The organism is Pseudomonas sp. PDM01 (genome assembly GCF_014852325.1).
In the GTDB taxonomy this organism is placed as follows: Bacteria; Pseudomonadota; Gammaproteobacteria; order Pseudomonadales; family Pseudomonadaceae; genus Aquipseudomonas; species Aquipseudomonas migulae.
The window spans coordinates 137125-160660 of record NZ_JACVBK010000005.1 but is presented as its reverse complement, the minus strand read 5'-3'; the positions used below and the strand labels follow the sequence as shown (position 1 = coordinate 160660).

Below are 23536 nucleotides of genomic sequence, written 5' to 3'. Positions count from 1 at the left end.
AAAGCTTCGCGGGCAAGCCTCGCTCCTACAGATTTCGTGCAAAACCTGTAGGAGCGAGGCTTGCCCGCGAAGGGAACACCTCGGTCTATCAGACCGAATCCGGATTCCGATTCCAATACTTGAACAACGGCTCCGCCAGAAACAACACAAACAACAACCGCATCACCTGCATCGCCGTCACCAGCGGCACCGACAATTGCAGGGTCTCCGCCGTCAGGCTCATCTCCGCAATCCCGCCGGGCATCATGCCCAGGGTCAGCGAACGCAAATCCAGATGTGTCAGCGCACTCAATCCCAAGGCTGCCGCCGTGGCGATCAACATGGTCAACACCGTACCAATCAACGTCCGCCCCATAAACGAAGGCGCACGCCGGAAAAACTGCCGATTGAAGTGGCAGCCCAAGCCACTGCCGATCAGCCATTGGCCAATCTGACTAGCGCCGTTGGGCAAACCAATGTGCAGATCCCAACCAATGCTCACCGCCGCACTCACCAGCAACGGCCCGAACAGCCACGGGTTGGGTTGACGCAAACGTTCCCAAATCCACGCCGCCAAGGCGCCCGCCGGAAATAGAAGGGCCAGCCACCACCAGTTGACGGCCGTCGGATGAAAGACCGGCACACCGTCGCCCAACAAGTACTTGAACGCCGCCGGTACGCAAAGCACCACCACCAGCACCCGCAGGCTTTGCCCGGCCGCTACGCGACTGAGCACCGCGCCATTGCGTGCGCCGAGGTTGACCATCTCCCCGGAGCCGCCGGGCATGCTGGAAAAAAATGCGGTGGCGCGATCCTCACCGGTACGGCGCATCAACCAGACCCCGACCACGGCGGACAGGCTGGTGATCAACGCACCGAAGAAGATCAGGCCAAAGTGGCTCAACACCTGCTCCATCACCACCGGGGTGAAGTGCAGGCCGATGCCGATGCCGACGACCCACTGGCCGACCTTGCGGCCGCCAGGGATTTCGGCCAATTGCCAGGGCGTCAGGCAACGCACGAGGATGATCGCCAGCAACGAGCCGACCATCCACGGCAGTGGCCAGCCGATCTGGCTGGCCAGGTAACCGCCCAGCGCGCCGACCAGCGGCGTACCCCACCAGGCGTTGAAGGGTGTTCGATCAGACATCGGCGACCGCGCGACGAGCGACCGAACGTTTGCGCCAGATCCGCAGGATCGGCACCAGCAGCATCACCACGATCAGCGCCCAGACACCCAGCGTGATCCCGCTCGACCAGAGAATCTCCAGCGAACCGTTGGAGATCGACAGTGCGCGGCGCAGATTCTGTTCCATCAAACCTCCGAGAATGAAGCCCAGCAAAACCGGCGACAACGGGAAATCCAGCTTGCGCAGAATGTAGCCGAAGATGCCGATGCCGATCATCAGGAACAGGTCGAAGGTGGTGGCATGCACCGCGAACACGCCGATGGCGGTGATGATCGCGATCATTGGCACCAGCGCCCAGTTTGGTACGGCGAGGATGCGGGTGAAGATGCGGATCATCGGAATGTTGAGGATCACCAGCATGATGTTGGCGATAAACAACGACGCGATCAGGCCCCAGACGATGTCCGGTTGCTGTTGGAACAGCAGCGGTCCCGGCGTGATGTTGTACAGCGACAACGCACCGATCATCACCGCCGTCGTGCCCGAACCGGGAACGCCCAGGGTCAGCATCGGCACCAGCGCGCCACAGGCTTCAGCACCGATGGCGGTTTCCGGAGCGGCCAGACCGCGCTTGTCGCCCTGTCCGAATTTGCCGCTTGGGCCGGCGATACGTTTCTCGGTCATGTAGGCCACGGCGCTGGCAAGTGTTGCACCGGCGCCAGGCAAAACGCCCATGATGAAACCCAGCACACCGCACCGCATGTTCACCCAGAACACCGACGCAGCTTCCTTGAAGTTGAACATCATGCGGCCGGTGGCTTTGAACGCTTCCTGGCCGCGATGGGTTTTTTCCAGCAGCAACAGAATCTCGCTGATGGAGAACAGGCCCAGCACCAACACCACGAACTGAATGCCGTCGGTGAGGTGGATGTTGTCGCCGGTGAAGCGGTAGACACCGCTGTTGGCGTCGATGCCGACGGTCGACAGGAACAGGCCGATCAGCGCCGCGATAAAGGTCTTCAGCGGTCGATCACCGGCCATGCCGCCGAGGCAGACAATCGCGAACACCATCAGGACGAAATATTCCGCCGGACCGAAGGCAATCGCCCATTTCGCCAGGATCGGCGCGAACACCACCATCCCGCACGTGGCAATAAAGGCGCCGATGAACGAACTCCACGCCGACAGCGACAGCGCGACACCGGCCATGCCTTGACGGGCCATCGGGTAGCCGTCGAGGGTGGTCATGACGGTGGACGCTTCGCCCGGAATGTTCAGCAGGATCGAACTGATCCGGCCGCCGTATTCGCAACCCAGGTAAACCGCAGCCAGCAGGATCAGTGCCGATTCCGGTGGCAGCCCGAGGGCGAATGCAATCGGGATCAGCAACGCCACGCCGTTGATCGGACCGAGGCCGGGCAGCAGGCCGACGACGGTGCCGATCAGCGTGCCGCTGAGTGCGGTGACCAGGTTGTAAGGGGTCAGTGCGACGCCGAAGCCGTGACTCAAATAACCAAGCGTATCCATTTCAGTTCTCCAGAACGTCGAGCAGACCCAGAGGCAGCGGCACGTCCATCACTTTGTCGAACAGCAGGTACAGACCGATGCTCATCAGGCTGATGATCACTGCGCTTGGCAACCAGCGTCCGCCGTACAGGCGCGCCATCGGAATGCCGATCAAAATGCTGCTGAGGATGAAGCCCAACGGTTCGAACAGGCCGGCGAACACCAGCAGCAGCACCACGCAGCGGCCGATCTTGTGGAGGGTTTCACGATCCAGCGGCGGGTCTTCTTCGGAGTGTTTGATCGGGGACGGGCGAAACACCATGTAGATCAAGCCCATTCCCATCAGCCCCAGCATCAGCAAGGGGAAGGCGCGAGGGCCGATCGGTTCGTAGGAAAAAGGTGCCTGGTAGGGCCAGGCCATCAGCACCAGGCTGGCGCAGGCCAGCAGCAGCACCGATGCGAAAATGCGTTGTACGAGCATGGGGAACTCCTGTGCCGCGACCCCGCAGTGCGGGGCCGCAGCCGCTAGACAGAGGCGATCACTGAATCAGGCCGAACTCTTTGGCCAGCACTTTGTAGTCCGCGACCTGCTTCTTCACGTAGGTGTCCAGTTCCGGGCCGGTCATGGCGAACGGAAAGAGTTCACGTTGATCGCGCAGCTTGGCGAAATCATCGGAAGCCAGCAGTTTGTCGAAGGAGTCTTTCCACCAGGCGTAGTCTTCATCGCTGACTTTTGGCCCGAGGTAGAAACCGCGAACCACTGGCCAGACGATGTCGTAGCCTTGCTCTTTGGCGGTCGGAATGTCTTTCATTTCCGGCTCGTCCAGGCGCTTATCGGAGAACACCGCCAGCAGGCGCATGTCGCCGCTCTGGATGTGCGGCATGGAGTCGGAGATGTCGGTGCTGCCGACCTGGATGTGGCCGCCGAGCAGGGCGGTGGCGATTTCGCCGCCACCTTCGAGGGCGACGTAACGCAGATCGCGCGGGTTGATCCCGGCGGCCTTGGCGATCAGCGCGGTTTGCATCCAGTCCTGGCTGCCGACGGTGCCGCCGGAACCGATCACCACTTTGCTTGGATCTTTCTTCAGCGCCTGAACGAGATCGTCGAGGGTCTTGTAAGGCGAATCGCTTTTCACCGCGATGGCGCCGTAGCTGGTGCCGACCGCTGCCAGCCAGCGCACGTTGGTTTCATCGAAGCGACCGAACTTGCCCTGGGCCAGGTTCAGCAACGAGCCGCTGGACCACGCCACGAGCGTGCCGGCGTCGGCCGGACGCTGAGCGACCACCGCGTTGTACGCCACTGCGCCGACACCGCCGGGCATGTAGGTCACGCGCATCGGTTTGCTCAGCAGTTTCTCGTTCATCAGCGCGCTTTGCGCCAGTTTGCAGGTCAGGTCGAAACCGCCGCCGGGCGAGGCCGGGGCGATGCATTCCGGGCGCTTGGGCTCGGCCATCAGTTGGCCGGCAAACAGCATGCAGCTGGCGGCGAGGGCGAAACGGCGCAGTGATCGATTCATTGTTGTCTCCACGGGAGTTGTTGTTTTTGGGGATGTTTCAGGTGCGGCAGTTTCGCGTCGCGCAGCCGTTGATGGCGCTGACTAACGTAAACGACGGGAATTGAAAAAAGAGATGAGGCGGGCAAACCTGGGGCTGTGTGGACAGCATGGCGAAGTACCTCGTTATTGTTCTTATTGGCGAAAACGCATCGAGGCGTTTTTCGGGAGCTACATTTCAAAGCACGATCGATGGCTTTCAGTCGAAACCATCCGTGGGCCGACTCTAACGGTCGAACCTTTCACTAACCTTTCAGCGGACTTTCACGGTTTTCGGGCTTCACAGCGGCGGATGCGGCTGTAAACTCCGCGCCAAAGAATGGCGTCGAACATCCCTGAATGAGGTAAAGATCCATGCGTGTTCTGCTCGTCGAAGACCATCTGCAACTCGCCGACAGTGTCGCCCAGGCGCTCAAGAGCACCGGGCTGACCGTGGATGTGCTGCACGACGGCGTGGCCGCCGACCTGGCGCTGAGCAGCGAGGAATACGCCATGGCGATCCTCGATGTCGGCCTGCCGCGCATGGATGGCTTCGAGGTGCTGGCGCGCTTGCGGGCCCGGGGCAAGAACCTGCCGGTGTTGATGTTGACCGCTCGCAGCGACGTCAAGGATCGCGTGCATGGCTTGAACCTCGGTGCTGACGATTACCTGGCCAAACCGTTCGAACTGACCGAGCTCGAAGCCCGGGTCAAAGCCTTGCTGCGTCGCAGTGTGCTCGGCGGCGAACGTCAGCAGACCTGCGGCGTGCTGGCTTACGATCTGGACACCCGGCGCTTCACCCTCGGCGACGAATTGCTGACCCTGACCTCCCGCGAACAAGCGGTGCTCGAAGCGCTGATTGCGCGTCCCGGTCGGGTGATGAGCAAGGAGCAACTGGCCGCCCAGGTGTTCGGTCTCGACGAAGAAGCCAGCCCCGACGCCATCGAAATCTACGTCCACCGCTTGCGCAAAAAGCTCGACGGCCAACCGGTCGCCATCGTGACGTTCCGCGGCCTCGGCTACTTGCTGGAAAGCCGCGATGCATAAGCCCAGCAGCCTGCGCTGGCGGTTGCTGTGGAACCTCGCGCTGCTGCTGGTGGTGTTGATGCTGGCCAGTGGATTGAGCGCGTACTGGAATGGTCGCGAAGCCGCCGACACCGCGTATGACCGGACCCTGCTGGCTTCGGCGCGAACCATCGCCGCCGGGGTGTCCCAGCGTGACGGAACCCTCAGTGCCGATGTGCCTTACGTGGCGCTGGATACGTTTGCCTACGACAGTGCCGGGCGAATTTTTTACCTGGTCAACGACATTCACCAGAACCTGATTTCCGGCTACGAAAACCTTCCCGCTCCACCACCGGGAACGCCGCGCACCGATGACTATCCGGCGCTTGCCCGTTTCTACAACGCGACGTATCGGGGGCAGAACGTGCGGGTGGTCAGCCTGCTCAAGCCCGTGAGCGAACCGAACATGAACGGCATGGCGGAAATTCGCGTGGCGGAAACCGACGAGGCACGCGTCAGCATGGCCCGTAGCCTGGCGGCAGACACGTTGTTGCGGCTGGGCATGCTGGCGGTCGGCGCGTTGCTGATGGTGTGGTTTGCGGTGAGTGCGGCGTTGCGCCCATTGGAACGCTTGCGCACGGCGGTGGAAGAGCGCCAGTCCGACGACTTGCGGCCGCTGCCGCTGGTCGAGGTGCAGCGAGAATTGTGGCCGTTGGTGCGTGCGCTCAACCACTTTACCGAGCGTCTGCGCGGGCAGTTCGAACGTCAGGCGCAGTTCATTGCCGATGCTGCGCATGAACTGCGCACGCCACTGGCGGCGCTCAAGGCGCGACTTGAACTCGGCCTGCGTTCGGGCGAGCCCGAAACCTGGCGCAACACGCTGGAAACGGCAGCGCAAGGCACGGATCGTTTGACCCATCTGGCCAACCAATTACTGTCGCTGGCGCGTGTCGAAAACGGTGCCCGGGCGATTGCCGAGGGCGGTGCGCAACTGCTCGATCTGAGTCAGCTGGCCCGGGAACTGGGCATGGCGATGGCGCCGCTGGCCCATGCCCGCGGCGTGGCGCTGGCGCTGGAGGCCGACGAACCGGTGTGGCTGCGCGGTGAGCCGACGCTGCTGAACGAGCTGTTGAGCAATCTGGTGGACAACGCGCTGGCCCATACGCCGCCTGGCGGCAACGTGATCCTGCAGGTCTCGGCGCCGGCGGTGCTGGAGGTCGAGGATGACGGGCCGGGGATTCCGCTGGAAGAGCGTGATCGGGTGTTCGAGCGCTTCTATCGTCGCAATCAGCAGGTGGCCGGGTCGGGGTTGGGGTTGGCGATTGTCGGCGAGATCTGCCGCGCGCATCTGGCGCAGATCAGCCTGCACGATGGCGAGCAGGCGGGATTGAAGGTGCGGGTGAGTTTTATCGCGGGAGAATAATGGTGGCATCTTCGCGGGCAAGCCTCGCTCCTACAGGTATTACGATGCTTTTGTAGGAGCGAGGCTTGCCCGCGAAGCTTTTAATAGAACATCGACCGCGATTCTTCCAGATCCCTGCACATCGACTCATTCTCCGGGTCGATTCCCAGCTTCTTGAAGGCCGGCACGCCGAGCGGGTCGATACGGGCGATGGGGTGGTCGGTGTCCTTGTGGCAATACAAACTGGCCACTTGCACCAGATCCACATAGTCGACGCGTTCGGACTCGCGCTTGAAGTCCAGATACAGCCCCGGCAATTGCACCAGCATTTCCGGAAACTCCCAGACCCTGAGCAGTTTGTCGCCGAGCAGCGGGTGAATGTGGTCGATCACATGGTTCAGGCTGACCGGGTCCGACAGCAGCTCGTAGTGGTCTTCGGCGTAGGTCAGGATCGGCAGTACACCAATCTGATGCACCAGTCCGCCCAGCGCCGCCTGATCGGGCTTGAGCTGCGTGTAACTGCGGCACAGCGCGTAGCTGACCCCGGCGATTTCCAGGCTTTTGCGCCAGACATCGCGCATCTTTTTCTCCACCACGTCAGAGCGCGCATGGAAAATCTGCTCCATGACCAGACCGATGGCCAGGTTGCTGCTGTAATTGACGCCCAGGCGCGTGATTGCCGTGTGCAAGTCAGTGACTTCCTGGGTCGCGCGCAGCAGCGGGCTATTGACCACTTTGATCAGGCGCGCCGACAGCGCCGTATCGCGGCCAATCACTTTGCTCAGGGTGCTGACACTTATTTCCGGGTCTTCAGCGGCCTTGCGAATCTGCAGGGCCACTTCCGGCAACGTTGGCAGAACCAGGTCATCGTTATCGATGGCCTCAACCAAATCCTGTTGGACCTTATCCGCCAAATCGCTCATTTCTTTTCTCTAGGGTGTTGCAACAAATACTGCTGTTAACGCTGGATCTCGCGATCGCGATCCAGTTCATAAGGCAAGTCAAGCAGATGCAGGGCCGGCCCTTCGATCACGCCGAGATGGACGTCGCCACCTTCCGCCGCTTCGGCTTGCAAGACGGCCAGGAGTTCAATGTTTTGTCCGGCGTGCGCGGCAATCACCACTTCGCCGATGGAACTGCCGTGTGTCGGGGAAAACAAGGGAGTGCCGGGTTCAGGCAATGCACTGGCGTCCAGCTTCAGACGATACAAGCGGCGCTTGAGTTTGCCCAGGTACTGCATCCGCGCAACGATTTCCTGGCCGGTGTAGCAACCTTTCTTGAAGCTCACGCCGCCGACGGCCTGCAGATTGAGCATCTGCGGAATGAACAATTCGCGTGTGCCCGGCATCACCTGGCCGATCCCTGCGCGGACCTGACCCAGCAGCCATTGATTGAGATCGCCCTCGGTCAGCAAAGCAGATAACCGGCCCTTGATGACGTCGGCCTGATCGGCGGCAACCCAGAGTTCGGCGCGGTCCGGTGAAACGCGGATGGCGATCAATCCGTCATTGCGCGCCACGCTGTCGGTGTCCGCCGGCAGTTCGAGACCCAGGCCGATCAGGGCGGCATCGCCATGGTCAACGCCGAAGCGGACCCAGGCAGCGCTTTCATCGGTCAATTTCGATTTGGAGAACACCGCGTACTTCTTCAAGTCCGCCAGTTGCGGCTCCAGCAGCTCGGTGGCCATGGCCATGAGCACGCCATCACCTTGCAGCAGAATGCGGAAGCTCGATTGCATCCGGCCTTTCTGGGTGCAGCGCGCACCGAGGCTGGCCTGGGTGTCGCTCAGGTAATTGAGGTTGCAGGTCAGTTGGCCTTGCAGAAATTTGCTGGCATCCGCGCCGCGGACCGCGAGAACGCCTTCGTGAGACAGGGTGCAGAAAAAAGCAGAATCGGCCATGGGAGATCGCAGGGTAAAAGAGTCTGGGGGACATCATAAGGGGGCGCCCATGAAATGGGTAGTTCACAAAAGGTCGACAGTGCCCGACCAAAGCCGACTGTTCGATGGTGTCCGGGGCTGTATACTTGCCGCCTATTTGAGGAGCGCTCCATGGTCGAAGATGTTGAACTGAATCGCCTCTACTGGCACAGCCGCCGCGGCATGCTTGAACTTGACGTGTTGCTGGTGCCGTTCGTGAAAGAGGTCTACCCGCACCTCAATGATGTCGACCGCGATTGCTACCGCAAGCTGCTCGAATGCGAAGATCAGGACATGTTCGGCTGGTTCATGGAACGCGCCGAGTCGGAAGATCCGGAGCTGCAGCGCATGGTTCGCATGATCCTGGATCGTGTCCAGCCCAAGTAATGCGTTCGAATGCCGCTGGCATGCCTCTGGGCAGTTGCTGGCGGCGTATCTGTTGGCCCAGCTGTTCGCGCTGGGTGCATTGTTTCTGCTTGCCATACCGGTCTGGGCCAGCTTGCTCGGCGCTGTTTGCTGCCTGGCTCATTGCGTTTGGGCATTGCCACGCCAGATTTTACTGACACACCCACAGGCGTTTCGCGGCTTGCGTCGCGATGCGGATGGCTGGCAGTTGTGGAATCAGGCGGCGGGTTGGCAGGCGGTTCAGCTACGGCCGGACAGCCTCGCGCTGCCGCTGGTCGTCGTCCTGCGTTTTCGCCTGCAAGGCGAGCGGCGGGTCCGGGCGATCTGTGTGCCCCGGGATTCGCAGACGGCGGATGTGCACCGACGCCTGCGGGTTCGGCTCACGTTCAGTCGGCGTAGGTGGGCGGCACCAGAATAGTGTCCAGCGCCTCCGGCAGCAGGTTCGGGTAGTCGAGGGTGTAATGCAGGCCGCGACTTTCCTTGCGTTCCATGGCTGACTGAATCATCAGTTCCGCCACTTGGGCCAGGTTGCGCAGCTCGATCAAATCCCGGCTGACCTTGTAGTTACTGTAGAACTCGTCGATTTCGTCCAGCAACAGCCGCACGCGGTGCTGCGCACGTTGCAGGCGCTTGTTGGTGCGCACGATGCCGACGTAGTCCCACATGAATCGCCGCAGTTCATCCCAGTTGTGCGCAATGATCACGTCTTCATCCGAGTCGGTGACCTGGCTGGCATCCCAGGCGGGCAGGGCGACCGGAATCGAAACCTGCGGCAGTTGCTCAAGAATGTCTTCTGCCGCCGAGCGTGCGTAAACGAAACATTCCAGCAGCGAGTTGCTGGCCATGCGGTTGGCGCCGTGCAGGCCAGTGAAACTGGTTTCGCCAATTGCATACAGCCCCGGCACGTCGGTGCGGCCCTGCTGATCGACCATCACGCCGCCGCAGGTGTAGTGCGCTGCGGGAACCACCGGAATCGGTTGCTTGGTGATGTCGATGGAAAACTCCAGGCAGCGCTCGTACACCGTCGGGAAGTGCGTCTTGATGAACGCTTCCGGCTTGTGACTGATGTCCAGATAAACGCAATCGACACCCAGGCGCTTCATCTCATGGTCGATGGCCCGGGCGACGATGTCCCGTGGCGCCAGTTCGGCGCGCGGGTCGAAACGCTGCATGAAGCGTTCGCCATTGGGCAGCTTCAGGTGCGCACCTTCGCCGCGCAGGGCTTCGGTGATCAGGAAGCTCTTGGCTTGCGGGTGATACAGGCACGTCGGGTGAAACTGGTTGAACTCCAGGTTCGCCACCCGGCAGCCCGAACGCCAGGCCATGGCGATGCCATCACCGCAGGCGCCGTCGGGGTTGCTGGTATAGAGGTAGACCTTGGCGGCACCGCCGGACGCGAGGATCACGAAGCGTGCACCGTAGGTGTCGACTTCCCCGGTGCCGCGGTTGAGCACGTAGGCGCCGAGGCAGCGGTCGCCTTCAAGGCCCAGGCGCTTCTCGGTGATCAGATCGACGGCGACCCGCTGTTCCAGCAACTCGATGTTGGGCCGTTGTCTGGCTTTGTCGAGCAGGGTTCTGAAAATCGCTGCGCCGGTGGCATCGGCGGCGTGAATGATGCGCCGATGGCTGTGACCGCCTTCGCGGGTCAGGTGAAACTCGAAACCGCCATCTTCGGTGCCGGATTGTTCATCGCGGGTGAACGGCACGCCTTGATCGATCAGCCATTGAATGGCCTCTTTGCTGTGCTCGACGGTGAAGCGCACGGCGTCTTCGTGGCACAGGCCACCGCCGGCATTCAGGGTGTCATCGACGTGGGATTCAACGGTATCGGTGTCATCCAGCACGGCAGCGACACCGCCCTGGGCCCAGAAGGTCGAGCCATTGGCGAGGTCGCCTTTGCTCAGTACGGCAATGCGCAAATGATCGGGCAAGGTCAGCGCAAGGCTCAAACCGGCAGCACCGCTGCCAATCACCAGAACATCGTGTTGAAACTGTTGGCTCATTTCAGGATTCCGCTCAAAGCGACCCGGGTCGGGGTTGGCGCATGACTCCCGCATCGGCGAGTCAAGGCGGCCACACAGCGCACTAGTATATAGAGGGGGGGAGCGGCACAATAGCCGAGGTCACATGGCATTGTGAAACTACTGTGACGGAAAAGACTTGACGCTTCGTCGGATGATTTTTCGACCGGTTCGGCGACAAGAAGACTGTATCGTCGATTTAACAGTCTTTTTCCATTCACGGTTGCACAATGTCGGTCTTGCGCAGCTATAAATATTTGGAACTTTTGCCAAAGGCCCAAGATCAATAGACCGTTGCCTGAATCAAGGGACAGTGTCGGCTTCAATGCAGGATTGCGGTTTGATCCTTGCCGGCGAATCCGATGACAAGATTATTCGCGCAGCCGGGTTATGCCGAGCTGCGCTTTTCGTGCGTGCCAAATCAGAGCCCGCAGGAAACTTGCTTGGAGGGGGAGAACTTTTGCGAAAAGCCCGAGTCTATGTTTGCAAGTCTGGTCGTTTAGTTATGCAAGCTTCCTCCGAGCTTATCGAGGAGAGTTCATGCTAACCCAGGAAGAGGATCAGCAGCTGGTCGAACGCGTTCAGCGCGGCGACAAGCGAGCTTTCGATCTGCTAGTGCTGAAATATCAGCACAAAATTCTCGGGTTGATCGTGCGTTTCGTGCACGACACCCATGAAGCCCAGGATGTGGCACAAGAAGCCTTTATCAAGGCGTACCGTGCGCTTGGAAATTTTCGCGGGGACAGCGCGTTTTACACGTGGCTTTACCGCATCGCCATCAACACGGCGAAAAACTATCTGGTTTCACGCGGCCGTCGGCCGCCGGATAGCGATGTCAGTTCCGAAGATGCAGAGTTCTACGATGGCGATCATGGCCTCAAGGATCTCGAGTCGCCTGAGCGCGCATTGCTGCGGGATGAGATCGAAGGCACCGTCCATCGAACCATTCAGCAACTGCCGGAAGATTTGCGTACGGCTTTAACTTTACGTGAGTTTGATGGTCTGAGTTACGAGGACATTGCGGCAGTCATGCAGTGTCCGGTGGGTACCGTGCGCTCCCGGATTTTCCGCGCTCGGGAGGCCATCGATAAAGCCCTGCAGCCGTTGTTGCAGGAAAACTGAGACAGCGGCGACAGCCAAGAGAGGAACGCCATGAGTCGTGAAGCCCTGCAGGAATCGCTGTCCGCAGTGATGGATAACGAAGCGGACGAACTGGAATTGCGTCGGGTATTGAATGCCTTTGACGATGTTGAAACCCGTGAAACATGGGCTCGTTATCAAATCGCTCGGGCAGTGATGCACAAGGATCTGCTGCTTCCACGTCTGGACATTGCAGCGGCCGTTTCTGCTGCGCTGGCTGATGAAGCCGTACCGGCGAAAGCCTCCCGTGGTCCATGGCGCAGCCTGGGTCGCCTCGCTGTAGCCGCTTCGGTTACCGTCGCCGTGTTGGCAGGTGTTCGTCTGTACAACCAGGACGAGATCGCGGGTGTCGAGTTGGCTCAGCACTCCACTCAACCGGGTCTGGCCGTTCCTCAGGTCAAGGGTCCAGCTGTTTTGGCAGGCTATAATGAGAGCTCGGAAGCCACTGGTCCTATGGCCAACGGCGTATTGCAGGCTCAGCCGGGCTGGCACGATCAGCGTTTGCCGGGCTACTTGCGCCAACATGCTCAACAGGCTGCACTGAAAGGTACTGAGAGCGCTCTGCCTTACGCTCGTGCAGCGAGCCTGGAAAACCGTTAAGGAGGATCATGCGCGCCATACCTCTACTTTCGCTTCTGCTTAGTGGCTGGTTCATTGTTCCAGCCCATGCCGATGAGGCACAAGACTGGTTGACCCGTCTTGGCCAGGCCGAGCAGCAGCAAAGCTTTCACGGTACTTTTGTCTACGAGCGAAACGGTAGTTTTTCTACCCACAACATCTGGCACCGCGTCCAGGATGGCAAGGTCCATGAGCGTTTACTCCAGCTCGACGGCCAGGCTCAGGAAGTTGTACGCATTGATGGGCATACTCAATGCGTCAGCGGTCTTCTGATTGCAGGGCTTGGGGATTCCCCCAACTCCGCTGCTCGTACACTCGATCCACAGAAGCTCAAGAATTGGTACGACCTTGCCGTCATCGGCAAGTCGCGTGTGGCCGGACGTGCGGCAGTCATCGTTACCCTGACGCCTCGCGATCAACATCGCTACGGTTTTGAATTGCATCTGGATAAAGAAACCGGCCTGCCGCTCAAATCATTGCTTCTGAATGAGAAAGGGCAGTTGCTGGAGCGGTTCCAGTTCACGCAGCTGGATACCTCTGATTTGCCCTCCGACGACGATTTGCAGGCGGGCCCGGATTGCAAAGCCATCACCCTCGACAGCGACAAGGCTTCGGCAGTCAAGGCTGCCCAGACCTGGCATTCGGACTGGTTGCCTGCCGGCTTTGAGCTGACCAGCAGCACTTCACGCAAGGATCCCGCGACCAAAACCCAAGTCAGCAGCCTGATGTATGACGATGGTCTCGCACGTTTTTCGGTGTTCCTTGAGCCGCTCAATGGTGCCCCCGTCACCGATACCCGCACTCAGTTGGGCCCAACCGTCGCTGTATCCCGGCGCTTGACCACCCCTCAAGGCGAGATGATGGTCACCGTCGTCGGTGAAATCCCGGTAGGCACCGCTGAACGGATTGCGCTGTCCATGCGCTCCGATGCCACTGCAACCCAGTAGTGAGCTGAAACCGAAATGTTTGGTGAGCATTTCAATTTGCAAATATCCCCGAAATTTTTTATAGGTCAGAGCCCCTCGGCTCTGGCCTTGTTTGTTGTTCCCGGAACAAAAATACCGGCGTATCGTTCCCGGTGTTCCTTGCTCCATATCGCTTAACCATGCTCGTCGTAACGGGAGCCGTATGTCGATACCACGCTTGAAGTCTTACCTCTCCATATTTGCCACCGTGCTGGTGCTCGGTCAGGCGGTCGCTGTACAAGCGGCCGAGTTGCCTGACTTCACGCAGCTGGTCGAGCAGGCCTCGCCCGCGGTGGTAAACATCAGTACCACGCAGAAACTGCCGGACCGCAAAGTGTCGAGCCAGCAGATGCCGGACCTTGAAGGCTTGCCGCCGATGTTGCGCGAGTTCTTCGAGCGCGGCATGCCGCCACAACCGCGTACACCGCGCGGTGATCGTCAGCGCGAAGCCCAGTCGTTGGGGTCGGGTTTCATCATCTCGTCTGACGGCTACATCCTGACCAACAACCACGTGATCGCCGATGCCGACGAAATTCTCGTCCGTCTCGCTGACCGTAGTGAGCTGAAAGCCAAACTGGTCGGCACCGATCCACGCTCCGACGTGGCGCTGCTGAAAATCGAAGGCAAGGATCTGCCGGTCCTGAAACTGGGTAAATCCCAGGACCTGAAGGCTGGCCAGTGGGTCGTGGCCATCGGCTCGCCATTCGGTTTCGACCACACTGTGACCCAAGGCATCGTCAGTGCCATCGGTCGCAGCCTGCCGAACGAAAACTATGTGCCGTTCATCCAGACCGACGTGCCGATCAACCCGGGTAACTCTGGTGGTCCGCTGTTCAACCTGGCGGGCGAAGTGGTGGGGATCAACTCTCAGATCTACACCCGTTCCGGTGGTTTCATGGGCGTGTCGTTCGCAATCCCGATCGATGTGGCCATGGACGTTTCCAACCAGCTGAAAAGCGGCGGCAAGGTCAGCCGTGGATGGTTGGGGGTCGTTATTCAGGAAGTGAGCAAGGATCTGGCCGAGTCGTTCGGTCTTGATAAACCGGCCGGTGCACTGGTGGCGCAGATCCAGGATGACGGTCCGGCGGCCAAGGGTGGCCTGCAAGTGGGTGACGTGATCCTGAGCATGAACGGTCAACCGATCGTCATGTCTGCCGATCTGCCGCATCTGGTCGGCGCGCTGAAGGCTGGCGCCAAGGCAAACCTTGAAGTGATTCGTGAAGGTAAGCGCCAGAATGTCGAGCTGACCGTCGGCGCTATCCCTGAAGAGGGCAAAGAGCTGGATGCCCTGCCGAAATCGGCCACCGAGCGCAGCAGCAATCGCCTGGGTGTTTCCGTGGTCGAGCTGACCGACGAACAGAAGAAAACCTACGACCTCAAAGGTGGCGTGGTGATCAAGGAAGTTCAGGACGGTCCTGCGTCCCTGATCGGCTTGCAGCCAGGCGACGTCATCACTCACCTGAACAATCAGGCGATTGGTTCCGCCAAGGAGTTCACCGATATCGCCAAGGCGCTGCCGAAGAACCGCTCGGTGTCGATGCGGGTTCTGCGTCAGAATCGCGCCAGCTTCATCACCTTCAAACTGGCTGAATAAACCGGTTGTCGGCTGAATAAAAAACCGCCTCGAAAGAGGCGGTTTTTTTATGCCTGGTGAAAAGTGTCAGCCCATCATGTCCTTGATCATGCGCTCCTGCTCCATCAGCTCCCGTTGGCGGGCGTCGATACGCGATGACAACGGGAAGTTGGTCCCGGCCTTGCGCTTGGCGAAGTCCAGTTGCTGAATGGCCTGGCGGTAGTCGCCAACCAGCGCAAAGTACTCGGCGCGCGCCTGATGCAAGCCGATGATGTTGCCTGAAAGGCCACGGGTTTCCGCCACCATGTACCAGACATCCGGATCATCGGGACGGCTTTTGAGCAGGTTCTCCAGCGCTTTTTCCGCTTCGGGCGCCCGGTTTTGCTTGAGCAGCAAATCGACGCGCACCTGATTCAGTGGATAGTTGCCCGGATATTGAGTCAGCATCCGGTCGACCCGGGTTTGGGCGTCTGGCAGGCGATTGTTGGTGATATCCAGATCGATCTGCGCCAGGTTGTAGATGATCTCGTTTGGCGACTTGGCCAGCAGCAACTTGAGATTTTCCCGTGCTTCGTTCAGTTGGCCGCCCTTTATCTGGGCGATCGCCAGGCCATAACGCGCAACGTCGTTTTTCGGGTTTTCATCCAGTTGTGCGCGGAAGCGCTTGGCGCCCAGGCCTGGGGTTTCTTCGTAGATCAGCTGGACTCGCGCACGGATCAGTTGATAACGCATGCTGTCTTCAATGCCGCCGGGTTTTGCCTGCTCGGCGCGGTTGCGGGTGTCGGCGATACGCGATTCGGTCACCGGGTGAGTCAGCAAGAACTCCGGTGGCTTGGCGTCGAAGCGGTATTGGCGCGCCAACCGCTCGAACATGGTTGGCATCGAGCGTGGGTCGTAACCGGCTTTTTCCAGGTTGAGGATGCCGATGCGGTCGGCCTCTTGCTCGTTCTGGCGCGAGAAGCGTCGTTGTTCCTGAATCGCTGCCGCCTGCGTGCCCGCAATGGCCGCGATCCCGGCATCGCCGGCACCGGCAGCGGCAATCACGATCCCGGCCAGCAGTGCGGCCATCATCGGCACCTGCATGCGTTGTTGCGCTTCGACGCCACGGGCAAAGTGGCGCTGCGACAAGTGAGCCAGTTCGTGAGCGAGTACCGAGGCATATTCGCCTTCGGTCTGGGCATTAAGGAACAAACCACCGTTGACCCCGACAATCCCGCCCGGCGCCGCAAAGGCGTTGAGCTGCGGGCTGTTGATCAGGATGAATTCCAGACGCCGGTCATTGACCTGGCTGGTCTCAACCAACCGGTAGACGCTGGACTCGACATAGTCCTTGAGCTGCGGGTCATTGAGCTGGTCAACCTGACTGCGCAGCAGCGCCAGCCAGGCGCGGCCCAGCTGATATTCCTGTTGTGGCGAGACGATTGCAGAACTGGCGTCACCGAGTGACGGCAGGTCGTCGGCGAAGCCCGGTGAGGCGAGCAGGCAAGCGAGCGTCAGCAGGGTAGGGCGCAAAAAAGTCATGCACAAAGCCTTAGTCGACAAAGACCTTACTGTAGCCGGACAGTACGCTTCGGACCAGATATTCTAAGCCGCTCGACCACCTGACCCGGAGTAACGCAATGACCGACGCTGTAGCCCATGACGCCGAACTGGACGCCAGCGGCCTGAATTGTCCGTTGCCGCTGCTCAAGGCCAAGATGGAACTCAACAAGATGGCCAGCGGCGCAGTACTCAAGGTGATCGCCACCGATGCGGGTTCGCAGCGCGACTTCCGCACCTTTGCCCGTTTGGCCGGTCATACGCTGCTTCGCGAAGAAGATGAAGCGGGTGTTTACCGCTATTGGCTGAAAAAAGCCTGAAAATTGCTGCGTTCGTTTCTAAGGATTATTGATGTTCAAAGTGTTACGCGACTGGATTCAGCGCTATTTCTCCGATGAAGAAGCGGTGGTGCTGGCGGTCCTGCTGTTTCTGGCGTTTACCGCCGTGCTCACCTTGGGCGGCATGCTTGCGCCGGTGCTCGCCGGGATGGTGCTGGCGTATCTGATGCAGGGATTGGTGGTGACACTTGAGCGCCTGCGGGTGCCGGGCGGGGTGGCCGTCGGAGCGGTCTTTGCCTTGTTCATGGGCGTTTTGCTGGTGTTCATTATTGTCGTGGTGCCGTTGCTCTGGCACCAGTTGATCACCTTGTTCAACGAGTTGCCCGGCATGCTCGCCAAGTGGCAATCACTGTTGTTGCTGCTGCCCGAGCGATATCCGCATCTGGTGTCCGACGAGCAGGTGTTGCAGGCCATCGAGGCAGCACGCGGTGAGATCGGCAAGTTCGGCCAATGGGCGCTGACGTTCTCGCTGTCCAGCCTGCCGCTGTTGGTCAACATCATGATTTACCTGGTGTTGGTGCCAATCCTGGTGTTCTTCTTTCTCAAGGACCGGGAAATGATCGGCCAGTGGGTTCGCGGTTATCTACCCCGTGAGCGCGCGCTGATCACCCGTGTTGCCCACGAAATGAACCGGCAGATCGCCAACTACATTCGCGGCAAGGTCATTGAGATTTTCATCTGTGGTGGCGTGACCTACATCGCGTTTGTCGTGTTGGGGCTCAACTACGCGGCACTGTTGGCGTTGCTGGTAGGCGTGTCGGTGGTGGTGCCCTATGTCGGGGCCGTGGTGGTGACCGTGCCGGTGCTGCTGATTGCGTTGTTCCAGTGGGGCTGGAGCGATCAGTTCATCTATTTGATGGCGGTCTACGGAATTATTCAGACGCTGGATGGCAATGTGCTGGTGCCGCTGCTGTTCTCGGAAGCGGTCAACCTGCATCCGGTGGCGATCATCTGCGCGGTGTTGTTGTTTGGCGGGTTATGGGGATTCTGGGGGGTGTTTTTTGCGATTCCGCTGGCGACGCTGTTCAAGGCAGTACTCGACGCTTGGCCGCGTAAGGAGCCGGTGGTGGCACCTCTGCTTTAACGTTCAAGCTTAATGGCCCCTTCGCGGGCAAGCCTCGCTCCTACAGGTTTTGAGTCGCACCCAAGCCTCCTGTAGGAGCGAGGCTTGCCCGCGAAGGCGCCAGAACAGGCGCCATCAAAATCAGGCTTTGTTCAATGCCTGCGCAGCAGCCAAAACAGCATCCACATGCCCCGGCACCTTCACGCCGCGCCATTCCTGACGCAGTACACCGTTCTTGTCGATCAAAAACGTGCTGCGATCAACACCCATGTATTCCTTGCCATAAAGCTTCTTCAGCTTGATCACATCAAACAGCTGGCACAGCGCCTCTTCCTTGTCGCTGATCAGCTCGAAGGTGAACGCTTGCTTGGCCTTGAAGTTCTCGTGAGATTTCAGGCTGTCGCGGGACACGCCGAAGACTTCGGTGTTAGCCGCTTTAAAGGCATCGAGCTGATCGCGAAAGCCCTGGCCCTGGGTCGTGCAGCCCGGCGTGCTGTCCTTCGGATAGAAGTAGATCACCACTTGCTTGCCTTTAAGGCTCGCGAGGCTGACGGTCTGTCCGCTGGTGGCGGGTGCTTCGAAGTCGGCAACCGGTTGGTCGATGGCAACGGCCATGAGAGCTTCCTTACATTGGGTTTTGTGGGCGCCACGGTTCGATCAGGGCATCCAGGTTCAGCGCGTCGGCGAAATCCAGGAACTGGTCGCGCAACCAGCTGATCTGCACGCCAGCCGGCAAGGTCACGGTGAACGTGGCGTTGAGCATGGTCCCGCCGGTTTGCGGTGCCTGATAGGTGTCACAGGTCAGGTTTTCCAGCTCGACGTTGTGGTCCATGAAGAACTGGCACAGTTCGTTGATGATGTCCGAGCGGTAAGCCGAGCTGACATAGGCAACGTACGGCAGGGCCTGGGGACGGTTCTCCAGTGCCGCGCTGCGCACCACGTTGACCGTGAAGGCGTGCTTCTTGGCGAGGCTCGGCAGGCTGCCTTCCAGGCGAGCCAGGGCGTCCCAGCTACCGGAGATCTCGAGGATCAACGCACTGCACTCGCCATGACGGGTCAGGCGAGAGGTGACCACGGCGCAGCGGTTTTCATGGCTGGCGCGGCACAGGACGTTAGTCAGCTCCATGGGGTTGGCGCCGAGGGCACTGATGACAAGGAATTGTTCGCGAACTGTGGGGGTGGACATGCAGCATTCCTAAAGCGATGAGCGGTCGATACTTCTACGGGCTTTTATTGCCGGGGGCGAGCCTGCGGATGCGAATTCAGAAAACCCGAGCCGGAAGGTTGCAACGTGCTCCATCAAGGCAAGAGCGAGGGGTGGCAACGCTGGATCGGGGCTTGTGATGCCGAAAATGGAGGCTGAAACCCGGCGTACGAGCTTGTCAGTACCGATCAAAGTCTGAAGGGTAGCGAAAAGCAGCGCCAAGGGGAATGGCAGCAGCGCAGTACTTCGCTTGTACAAGCATCTTGGCGCCAGTACCATTACGGCTCTCTTTTTCCGGCAGGAGCGGTTGCATGATTGCGGGCAGTATGGTGGCACTGGTCACACCCATGGATGCACAGGGTCGTCTCGACTGGGACAGCCTGAGCAAACTGGTGGACTTTCACCTGCAAAACGGCACCCACGCCATCGTGGCGGTCGGCACGACAGGTGAATCGGCCACGCTAGACGTGAACGAACACATCGAAGTGATTCGTTACGTGGTCAAGCAGGTTGCAGGGCGCATTCCGGTGATCGCCGGTACCGGCGCCAACTCGACCCGCGAAGCCATCGAGCTGACCACCAATGCAAAGACCGCCGGCGCCGATGCTTGCCTGCTGGTGACGCCGTACTACAACAAGCCGACCCAGGAAGGTTTGTACCAGCACTTCAAGGCCATCGCCGAAGCCGTCGACATTCCGCAAATCCTGTACAACGTACCGGGCCGTACGGCGTGTGACATGCTGACCGAAACCGTGATCCGCCTGTCGACCGTGAAAAACATCATCGGTATCAAGGAAGCCACTGGCGACCTGGCCCGTGCCAAAGCGATCATCGACGGCGTCAGCGAAGACTTCGTGGTGCTTTCCGGCGACGACGCGACAGCGGTCGAGCTGATCCTGCTCGGCGGTAAAGGCAACATTTCCGTGACCGCCAACGTTGCCCCGCGCGACATGGCCGACCTGTGCAACGCTGCTCTGAAAGGCGATGCCGTCACGGCCCGCGCGATTCACGAAAAGCTGATGCCGCTCAATAAAACCCTGTTTATCGAATCCAACCCTATCCCCGTGAAATGGGCACTGCATGAAATGGGCTTGATGCCGGACGGTATCCGTCTGCCGCTCACCTGGCTCAGCGCTGCCTGTCACGAACCGCTGCGGCAGGCCATGCGCCAGTCCGGCGTACTGGTTTAATTGAGGAAGCACTACGCATGAAGCGATTGGCCGGACTTTCCGCACTTGCCTTGATTATCTCCAGCACCAGTGGCTGTGGATGGGTCTGGGGCCCGGAAGGTTATTTCCGTGACCGTGGTAGCGATTACCTGGAAGCGCAACAGACTGCACCTATGCAATTGCCAACGGACGTCAGCACTGCCAAGCGTCTGGATCCGCTGCTGCCGATCCCGCGCAACGTGGCCGATGACACCGTCAAGGGCGAATACATCGTGCCGCGTCCGCAGCCGCTGTCCGCTGCTGCCGATGCCAGTGCCTACTCGCTGCAGAAGAGCGGTGATTCGAGATCGATCCTGGCCCAAAACCCGCCAGCCGAAGTCTGGCCAGTGGCTGTGCAGTTCTTCCAGGACAACGGTTTCCGTCTGGATGAACAGCGCCCGCAAACCGGCGAATTCACAACCACCTGGCAGCATTCCGACGAACTGTCCGCAGCGATGGCCAAGCGCCTGAGCGCAGCCGGTGTCGGCGCCGACAGCGAAACCCGCGTGCGGGTCCGTATCGAGCCAGGCGTGCAGCGCAACACCAGTGAAGTCTATGTGGTCAGCGCCGAGCGTCCTGCCGGCAGCACCGCCGATGTGGCCTTCACCAACCGTTCGGTCAACACTGGCCTGGACGCAGCGCTGGTCGACGACATGCTGGCAAGCATGAGCCGCACGTCGGAGAAGGGCGGTTCGGTCTCCATGCTGGCCTCGCGTGATTTTGATGCGCCAAGCCGTGTCAGCCTGAGCGAAGACGGCAGCGGCAACCCGGTTCTGAACGTCGGCACCGACCTGGATCGTGCCTGGTCGAGCGTCGGTCGTGCGCTGGAGCAGGGCGAATGGCGCGTTGAAGACATCAACCGCAGCCTGGGCCTGTACTACATCAACCTGGCCGAAAAAGCCGAGAAGAAAGACGAGAAGCCTGGTTTCCTCAGCGGTTTGTTCGGCAGCAAGCCGGACAAGGAAGAAGTTGAAGCCCGTGCCGAGCGTTATCAGGTTCGCCTGAGCAAGGTAGGCGATACCGTTCAGGTCACCGTCGAGAAAAACATCAACACCGTGGCGCCGGCTGACGTGGCGCGCAAAGTGTTGAGCGTGATTCAGGACAACCTGGGCTGATCACATGCGTTTTGCCGTTCTCGGCAGCGGTAGCCAAGGGAACGGCACGCTGATAGCCAGCGCTGATACGTATGTGCTGGTGGATTGTGGTTTTTCCTTGCGGGAAACCGAAAAACGCTTGCTGCGCCTGGGTGTGAACCCGGCGCAGTTGAGCGCGATACTCGTGACCCACGAACATGCCGACCACGTGCATGGCGTGGGTTTGCTGTCTCGGCGCTACAATCTGCCTGTCTACCTCAGTCGCGGCACCCTGCGCGGGATGCGCAAACCGATTGAACCGGCCGGCCTTCTGGCTGGCGGCGAGCAACTGCAGATCGGCGCACTGAGCATCGGCGTCATTGCCGTGGCCCACGATGCACAGGAACCGACGCAATATGTGTTCAGTGACGGTGAGCGGCGCTTCGGCCTGTTGACCGACCTTGGCTCGTACTGCAACAAGGTGCTGGACGGCTATCGTGACCTCGATGCGTTGATAATCGAGGCCAACCATTGCCGTGACATGCTGGCTCGCGGTCACTACCCGTACTTTCTCAAGCAGCGGGTGGGTGGTGAACTGGGACATTTGAACAACCACCAGGCGGCATTCCTGGTGTCCGAGTTGGGCTGGCAAGGCCTGCAACACCTGGTCCTGGCCCATCTGAGCAGCAAGAACAACCTGCCGCAGCTGGCCCGGCAATGTTTTGTCGACACCCTCGGGTGCGACCCGGACTGGCTGCAACTGGCCGATCAAGATTCAGGGCTCGACTGGCGACACATCGCCTAGCCCACCTACTTAGCAAGCGGAGCCCATCATGGAAAAACGTGAAGAACTCTACCGCGGCAAAGCCAAATCGGTTTTCAAGACCGACGACGCTGACCGCTTGATCCTGCTGTTTCGCAACGACACTTCGGCGTTCGACGGCAAGCGCATCGAGCAGCTCGACCGCAAAGGCATGGTGAACAACAAGTTCAACGCCTTCATCATGCAGAAACTCGAAGCAGCCGGCGTGCCGACTCAATTCGACAAACTGCTGGGCGACAACGAATGCCTGGTGAAAAAACTCGACATGATCCCGGTCGAGTGCGTCGTGCGTAACTACGCCGCCGGCAGCCTGGTCAAGCGCCTGGGTGTCGAAGAGGGCATGAAGCTCAACCCTTACACCTTCGAACTGTTCCTGAAGGACGACGCCAAGGGCGACCCGTTCATCAACGAATCCCACGTCGTGGCGTTCGGTTGGGGCACCGCCGAGCAACTGGTTCGCATGAAAGAACTGTCGCTCAAGGTCAACGAAGTCCTGAGCAAACTGTTCGACGACGCCGGCCTGCTGCTGGTCGACTTCAAACTCGAATTCGGCGTGTTCTCCGACGGCTCCATCGTCCTGGGCGACGAGTTCAGCCCGGACGGCTGCCGTCTGTGGGACAAGGCCACCGGCAAGAAAATGGACAAGGACCGCTTCCGTCAGGGCCTCGGTGACGTCATCGAAGCCTACGAAGAAGTCGCCAATCGTCTGGGCGTACCGCTTTAATCGACGCAAGCATCTGATAGCACGGAAAAAATTTCGCTTTGGGGGTTCGCTTCCGGCAAAAGTGTTGTTATGATGCGCGCCGTTGGAGAGATGCCAGAGTGGCCGAATGGGACGGATTCGAAATCCGTTGTACCTTCACCGGTACCTAGGGTTCGAATCCCTATCTCTCCGCCATTACATAGAAAAAGCCCCGTAGCTGAATAAGCTACGGGGCTTTTTCGTTTCTGTAGATTTTTTAGTGCGTTTTTTAGGGGGCGCCTAGAAGTAAGTACTAGGCGTCGGTATTCAGCGGTGGCCACCTCGTCAACACCTTGACAGCAGATGTACGTTCGTACGCATCTCTCGGATTTTGCCTACAACTGCGCCGAGA

The 23536-nt window shown here is 59.9% G+C and carries 24 protein-coding genes and 1 tRNA gene; 15 read left to right on the top strand and 10 right to left on the bottom strand.

Annotated features, from left to right (window positions below):
- Nucleotides 1-88: 88 nt before the first annotated feature.
- The 4 genes from IB246_RS14425 to IB246_RS14410 are packed head-to-tail and all read right to left on the bottom strand — an operon-like array spanning nt 89 to nt 4132.
- On the bottom strand, nt 89-1129 hold the full coding sequence (locus IB246_RS14425; protein WP_192230065.1) for an AbrB family transcriptional regulator: 1041 nt from the start codon (nt 1127-1129) through the stop codon (nt 89-91).
- Complete coding sequence (locus IB246_RS14420) at nt 1122-2636, bottom strand: tripartite tricarboxylate transporter permease (protein WP_008034898.1); 1515 nt, start codon at nt 2634-2636, stop codon at nt 1122-1124. The genes IB246_RS14425 and IB246_RS14420 overlap by 8 nt, the downstream gene beginning before the upstream one ends.
- A gap of 1 nt (nt 2637) precedes the next feature.
- Complete coding sequence (locus tag IB246_RS14415; protein ID WP_008034905.1) at nt 2638-3096, bottom strand: tripartite tricarboxylate transporter TctB family protein; 459 nt, start codon at nt 3094-3096, stop codon at nt 2638-2640.
- Between the two features lie 58 nt (nt 3097-3154).
- Complete coding sequence (locus tag IB246_RS14410) at nt 3155-4132, bottom strand: Bug family tripartite tricarboxylate transporter substrate binding protein (RefSeq protein WP_008036010.1); 978 nt, start codon at nt 4130-4132, stop codon at nt 3155-3157.
- A 390-nt stretch (nt 4133-4522) separates the two neighbouring features.
- On the opposite strand from IB246_RS14410, the gene IB246_RS14405 reads away from it, so the two are divergent.
- Together IB246_RS14405 and IB246_RS14400 are read left to right on the top strand one after the other, a co-directional pair.
- On the top strand, nt 4523-5194 hold the full coding sequence (locus IB246_RS14405; protein WP_008034908.1) for a response regulator: 672 nt from the start codon (nt 4523-4525) through the stop codon (nt 5192-5194).
- Nucleotides 5187-6575, top strand: coding sequence for a sensor histidine kinase (locus IB246_RS14400; protein WP_192230063.1), 1389 nt, complete (start codon nt 5187-5189; stop codon nt 6573-6575). The genes IB246_RS14405 and IB246_RS14400 overlap by 8 nt, the downstream gene beginning before the upstream one ends.
- An 80-nt stretch (nt 6576-6655) precedes the next feature.
- Here IB246_RS14400 and IB246_RS14395 read toward each other — a convergent pair whose 3' ends face one another.
- Together IB246_RS14395 and IB246_RS14390 are read right to left on the bottom strand one after the other, a co-directional pair.
- Nucleotides 6656-7477 (bottom strand): HDOD domain-containing protein, encoded by an 822-nt coding sequence (locus tag IB246_RS14395; protein ID WP_008036012.1) that lies wholly within the window; start codon nt 7475-7477, stop codon nt 6656-6658.
- A gap of 35 nt (nt 7478-7512) precedes the next feature.
- Nucleotides 7513-8454 (bottom strand): YgfZ/GcvT domain-containing protein, encoded by a 942-nt coding sequence (locus IB246_RS14390; RefSeq protein WP_008036013.1) that lies wholly within the window; start codon nt 8452-8454, stop codon nt 7513-7515.
- A gap of 150 nt (nt 8455-8604) precedes the next feature.
- Between IB246_RS14390 and IB246_RS14385 the strand changes: the two genes are divergently transcribed.
- Together IB246_RS14385 and IB246_RS14380 are read left to right on the top strand one after the other, a co-directional pair.
- Nucleotides 8605-8859: a succinate dehydrogenase assembly factor 2 gene (locus tag IB246_RS14385; protein ID WP_007944081.1), complete on the top strand. Its 255-nt coding sequence runs from the start codon at nt 8605-8607 to the stop codon at nt 8857-8859.
- Nucleotides 8843-9295 carry a protein YgfX gene (locus IB246_RS14380; protein WP_032832260.1) on the top strand — a complete coding sequence of 151 codons (453 nt, stop codon included), beginning with the start codon at nt 8843-8845 and terminating at the stop codon, nt 9293-9295. Before IB246_RS14385 ends, IB246_RS14380 begins: the two co-directional genes overlap by 17 nt.
- Here IB246_RS14380 and nadB read toward each other — a convergent pair.
- Entirely contained in the window at nt 9264-10880 is a 1617-nt protein-coding gene (nadB, locus tag IB246_RS14375; protein WP_008036014.1) for an L-aspartate oxidase, read from the bottom strand. The genes IB246_RS14380 and nadB overlap by 32 nt on opposite strands.
- A 558-nt stretch (nt 10881-11438) precedes the next feature.
- On the opposite strand from nadB, the gene rpoE reads away from it, so the two are divergent.
- From rpoE to IB246_RS14355, 4 genes are all read left to right on the top strand, one after another.
- Complete coding sequence (gene rpoE, locus IB246_RS14370; protein ID WP_007944079.1) at nt 11439-12020, top strand: RNA polymerase sigma factor RpoE; 582 nt, start codon at nt 11439-11441, stop codon at nt 12018-12020.
- 30 nt (nt 12021-12050) lie between these two features.
- The gene (locus tag IB246_RS14365; RefSeq protein WP_008036015.1) at nt 12051-12638 is read left to right on the top strand and encodes a sigma-E factor negative regulatory protein; all 588 of its coding nucleotides are present in this window, start codon (nt 12051-12053) and stop codon (nt 12636-12638) included.
- 8 nt (nt 12639-12646) lie between these two features.
- The gene (locus IB246_RS14360) at nt 12647-13603 is read left to right on the top strand and encodes a MucB/RseB C-terminal domain-containing protein (protein ID WP_008036016.1); all 957 of its coding nucleotides are present in this window, start codon (nt 12647-12649) and stop codon (nt 13601-13603) included.
- Nucleotides 13604-13784: 181 nt separating this feature from the next.
- Nucleotides 13785-15215: a DegQ family serine endoprotease gene (locus tag IB246_RS14355; protein WP_008034918.1), complete on the top strand. Its 1431-nt coding sequence runs from the start codon at nt 13785-13787 to the stop codon at nt 15213-15215.
- A gap of 66 nt (nt 15216-15281) precedes the next feature.
- Here the strand turns inward: IB246_RS14355 and IB246_RS14350 are convergent, their stop codons facing one another.
- Complete coding sequence (locus IB246_RS14350; RefSeq protein WP_008034920.1) at nt 15282-16715, bottom strand: M48 family metalloprotease; 1434 nt, start codon at nt 16713-16715, stop codon at nt 15282-15284.
- 98 nt (nt 16716-16813) lie between these two features.
- Between IB246_RS14350 and IB246_RS14345 the strand changes: the two genes are divergently transcribed.
- Together IB246_RS14345 and IB246_RS14340 are read left to right on the top strand one after the other, a co-directional pair.
- Nucleotides 16814-17053: a sulfurtransferase TusA family protein gene (locus IB246_RS14345; protein ID WP_008034921.1), complete on the top strand. Its 240-nt coding sequence runs from the start codon at nt 16814-16816 to the stop codon at nt 17051-17053.
- Nucleotides 17054-17084: 31 nt separating this feature from the next.
- Entirely contained in the window at nt 17085-18155 is a 1071-nt protein-coding gene (locus IB246_RS14340) for an AI-2E family transporter (protein WP_008034923.1), read from the top strand.
- 120 nt (nt 18156-18275) lie between these two features.
- Here IB246_RS14340 and IB246_RS14335 read toward each other — a convergent pair whose 3' ends face one another.
- Together IB246_RS14335 and IB246_RS14330 are read right to left on the bottom strand one after the other, a co-directional pair.
- Complete coding sequence (locus IB246_RS14335; RefSeq protein ID WP_008034924.1) at nt 18276-18749, bottom strand: peroxiredoxin; 474 nt, start codon at nt 18747-18749, stop codon at nt 18276-18278.
- A gap of 10 nt (nt 18750-18759) precedes the next feature.
- A complete protein-coding gene (locus tag IB246_RS14330) occupies nt 18760-19320 on the bottom strand; it encodes a glycine cleavage system protein R (RefSeq protein WP_008034925.1) in 561 nt (186 codons plus the stop codon).
- Between the two features lie 329 nt (nt 19321-19649).
- On the opposite strand from IB246_RS14330, the gene dapA reads away from it, so the two are divergent.
- From dapA to IB246_RS14305, 5 genes are all read left to right on the top strand, one after another.
- Nucleotides 19650-20528 (top strand): 4-hydroxy-tetrahydrodipicolinate synthase, encoded by an 879-nt coding sequence (gene dapA, locus IB246_RS14325; protein ID WP_008034926.1) that lies wholly within the window; start codon nt 19650-19652, stop codon nt 20526-20528.
- Between the two features lie 17 nt (nt 20529-20545).
- Nucleotides 20546-21661, top strand: a complete 1116-nt coding sequence (gene bamC / locus IB246_RS14320) for an outer membrane protein assembly factor BamC (RefSeq protein WP_008034927.1) — start codon at nt 20546-20548, stop codon at nt 21659-21661.
- Between the two features lie 4 nt (nt 21662-21665).
- Nucleotides 21666-22424 (top strand): MBL fold metallo-hydrolase, encoded by a 759-nt coding sequence (locus IB246_RS14315; RefSeq protein ID WP_008036017.1) that lies wholly within the window; start codon nt 21666-21668, stop codon nt 22422-22424.
- Nucleotides 22425-22452: 28 nt separating this feature from the next.
- On the top strand, nt 22453-23166 hold the full coding sequence (gene purC / locus IB246_RS14310; RefSeq protein WP_008034929.1) for a phosphoribosylaminoimidazolesuccinocarboxamide synthase: 714 nt from the start codon (nt 22453-22455) through the stop codon (nt 23164-23166).
- Between the two features lie 84 nt (nt 23167-23250).
- Nucleotides 23251-23340 (top strand) — tRNA-Ser (locus IB246_RS14305).
- Nucleotides 23341-23536: the final 196 nt, after the last annotated feature.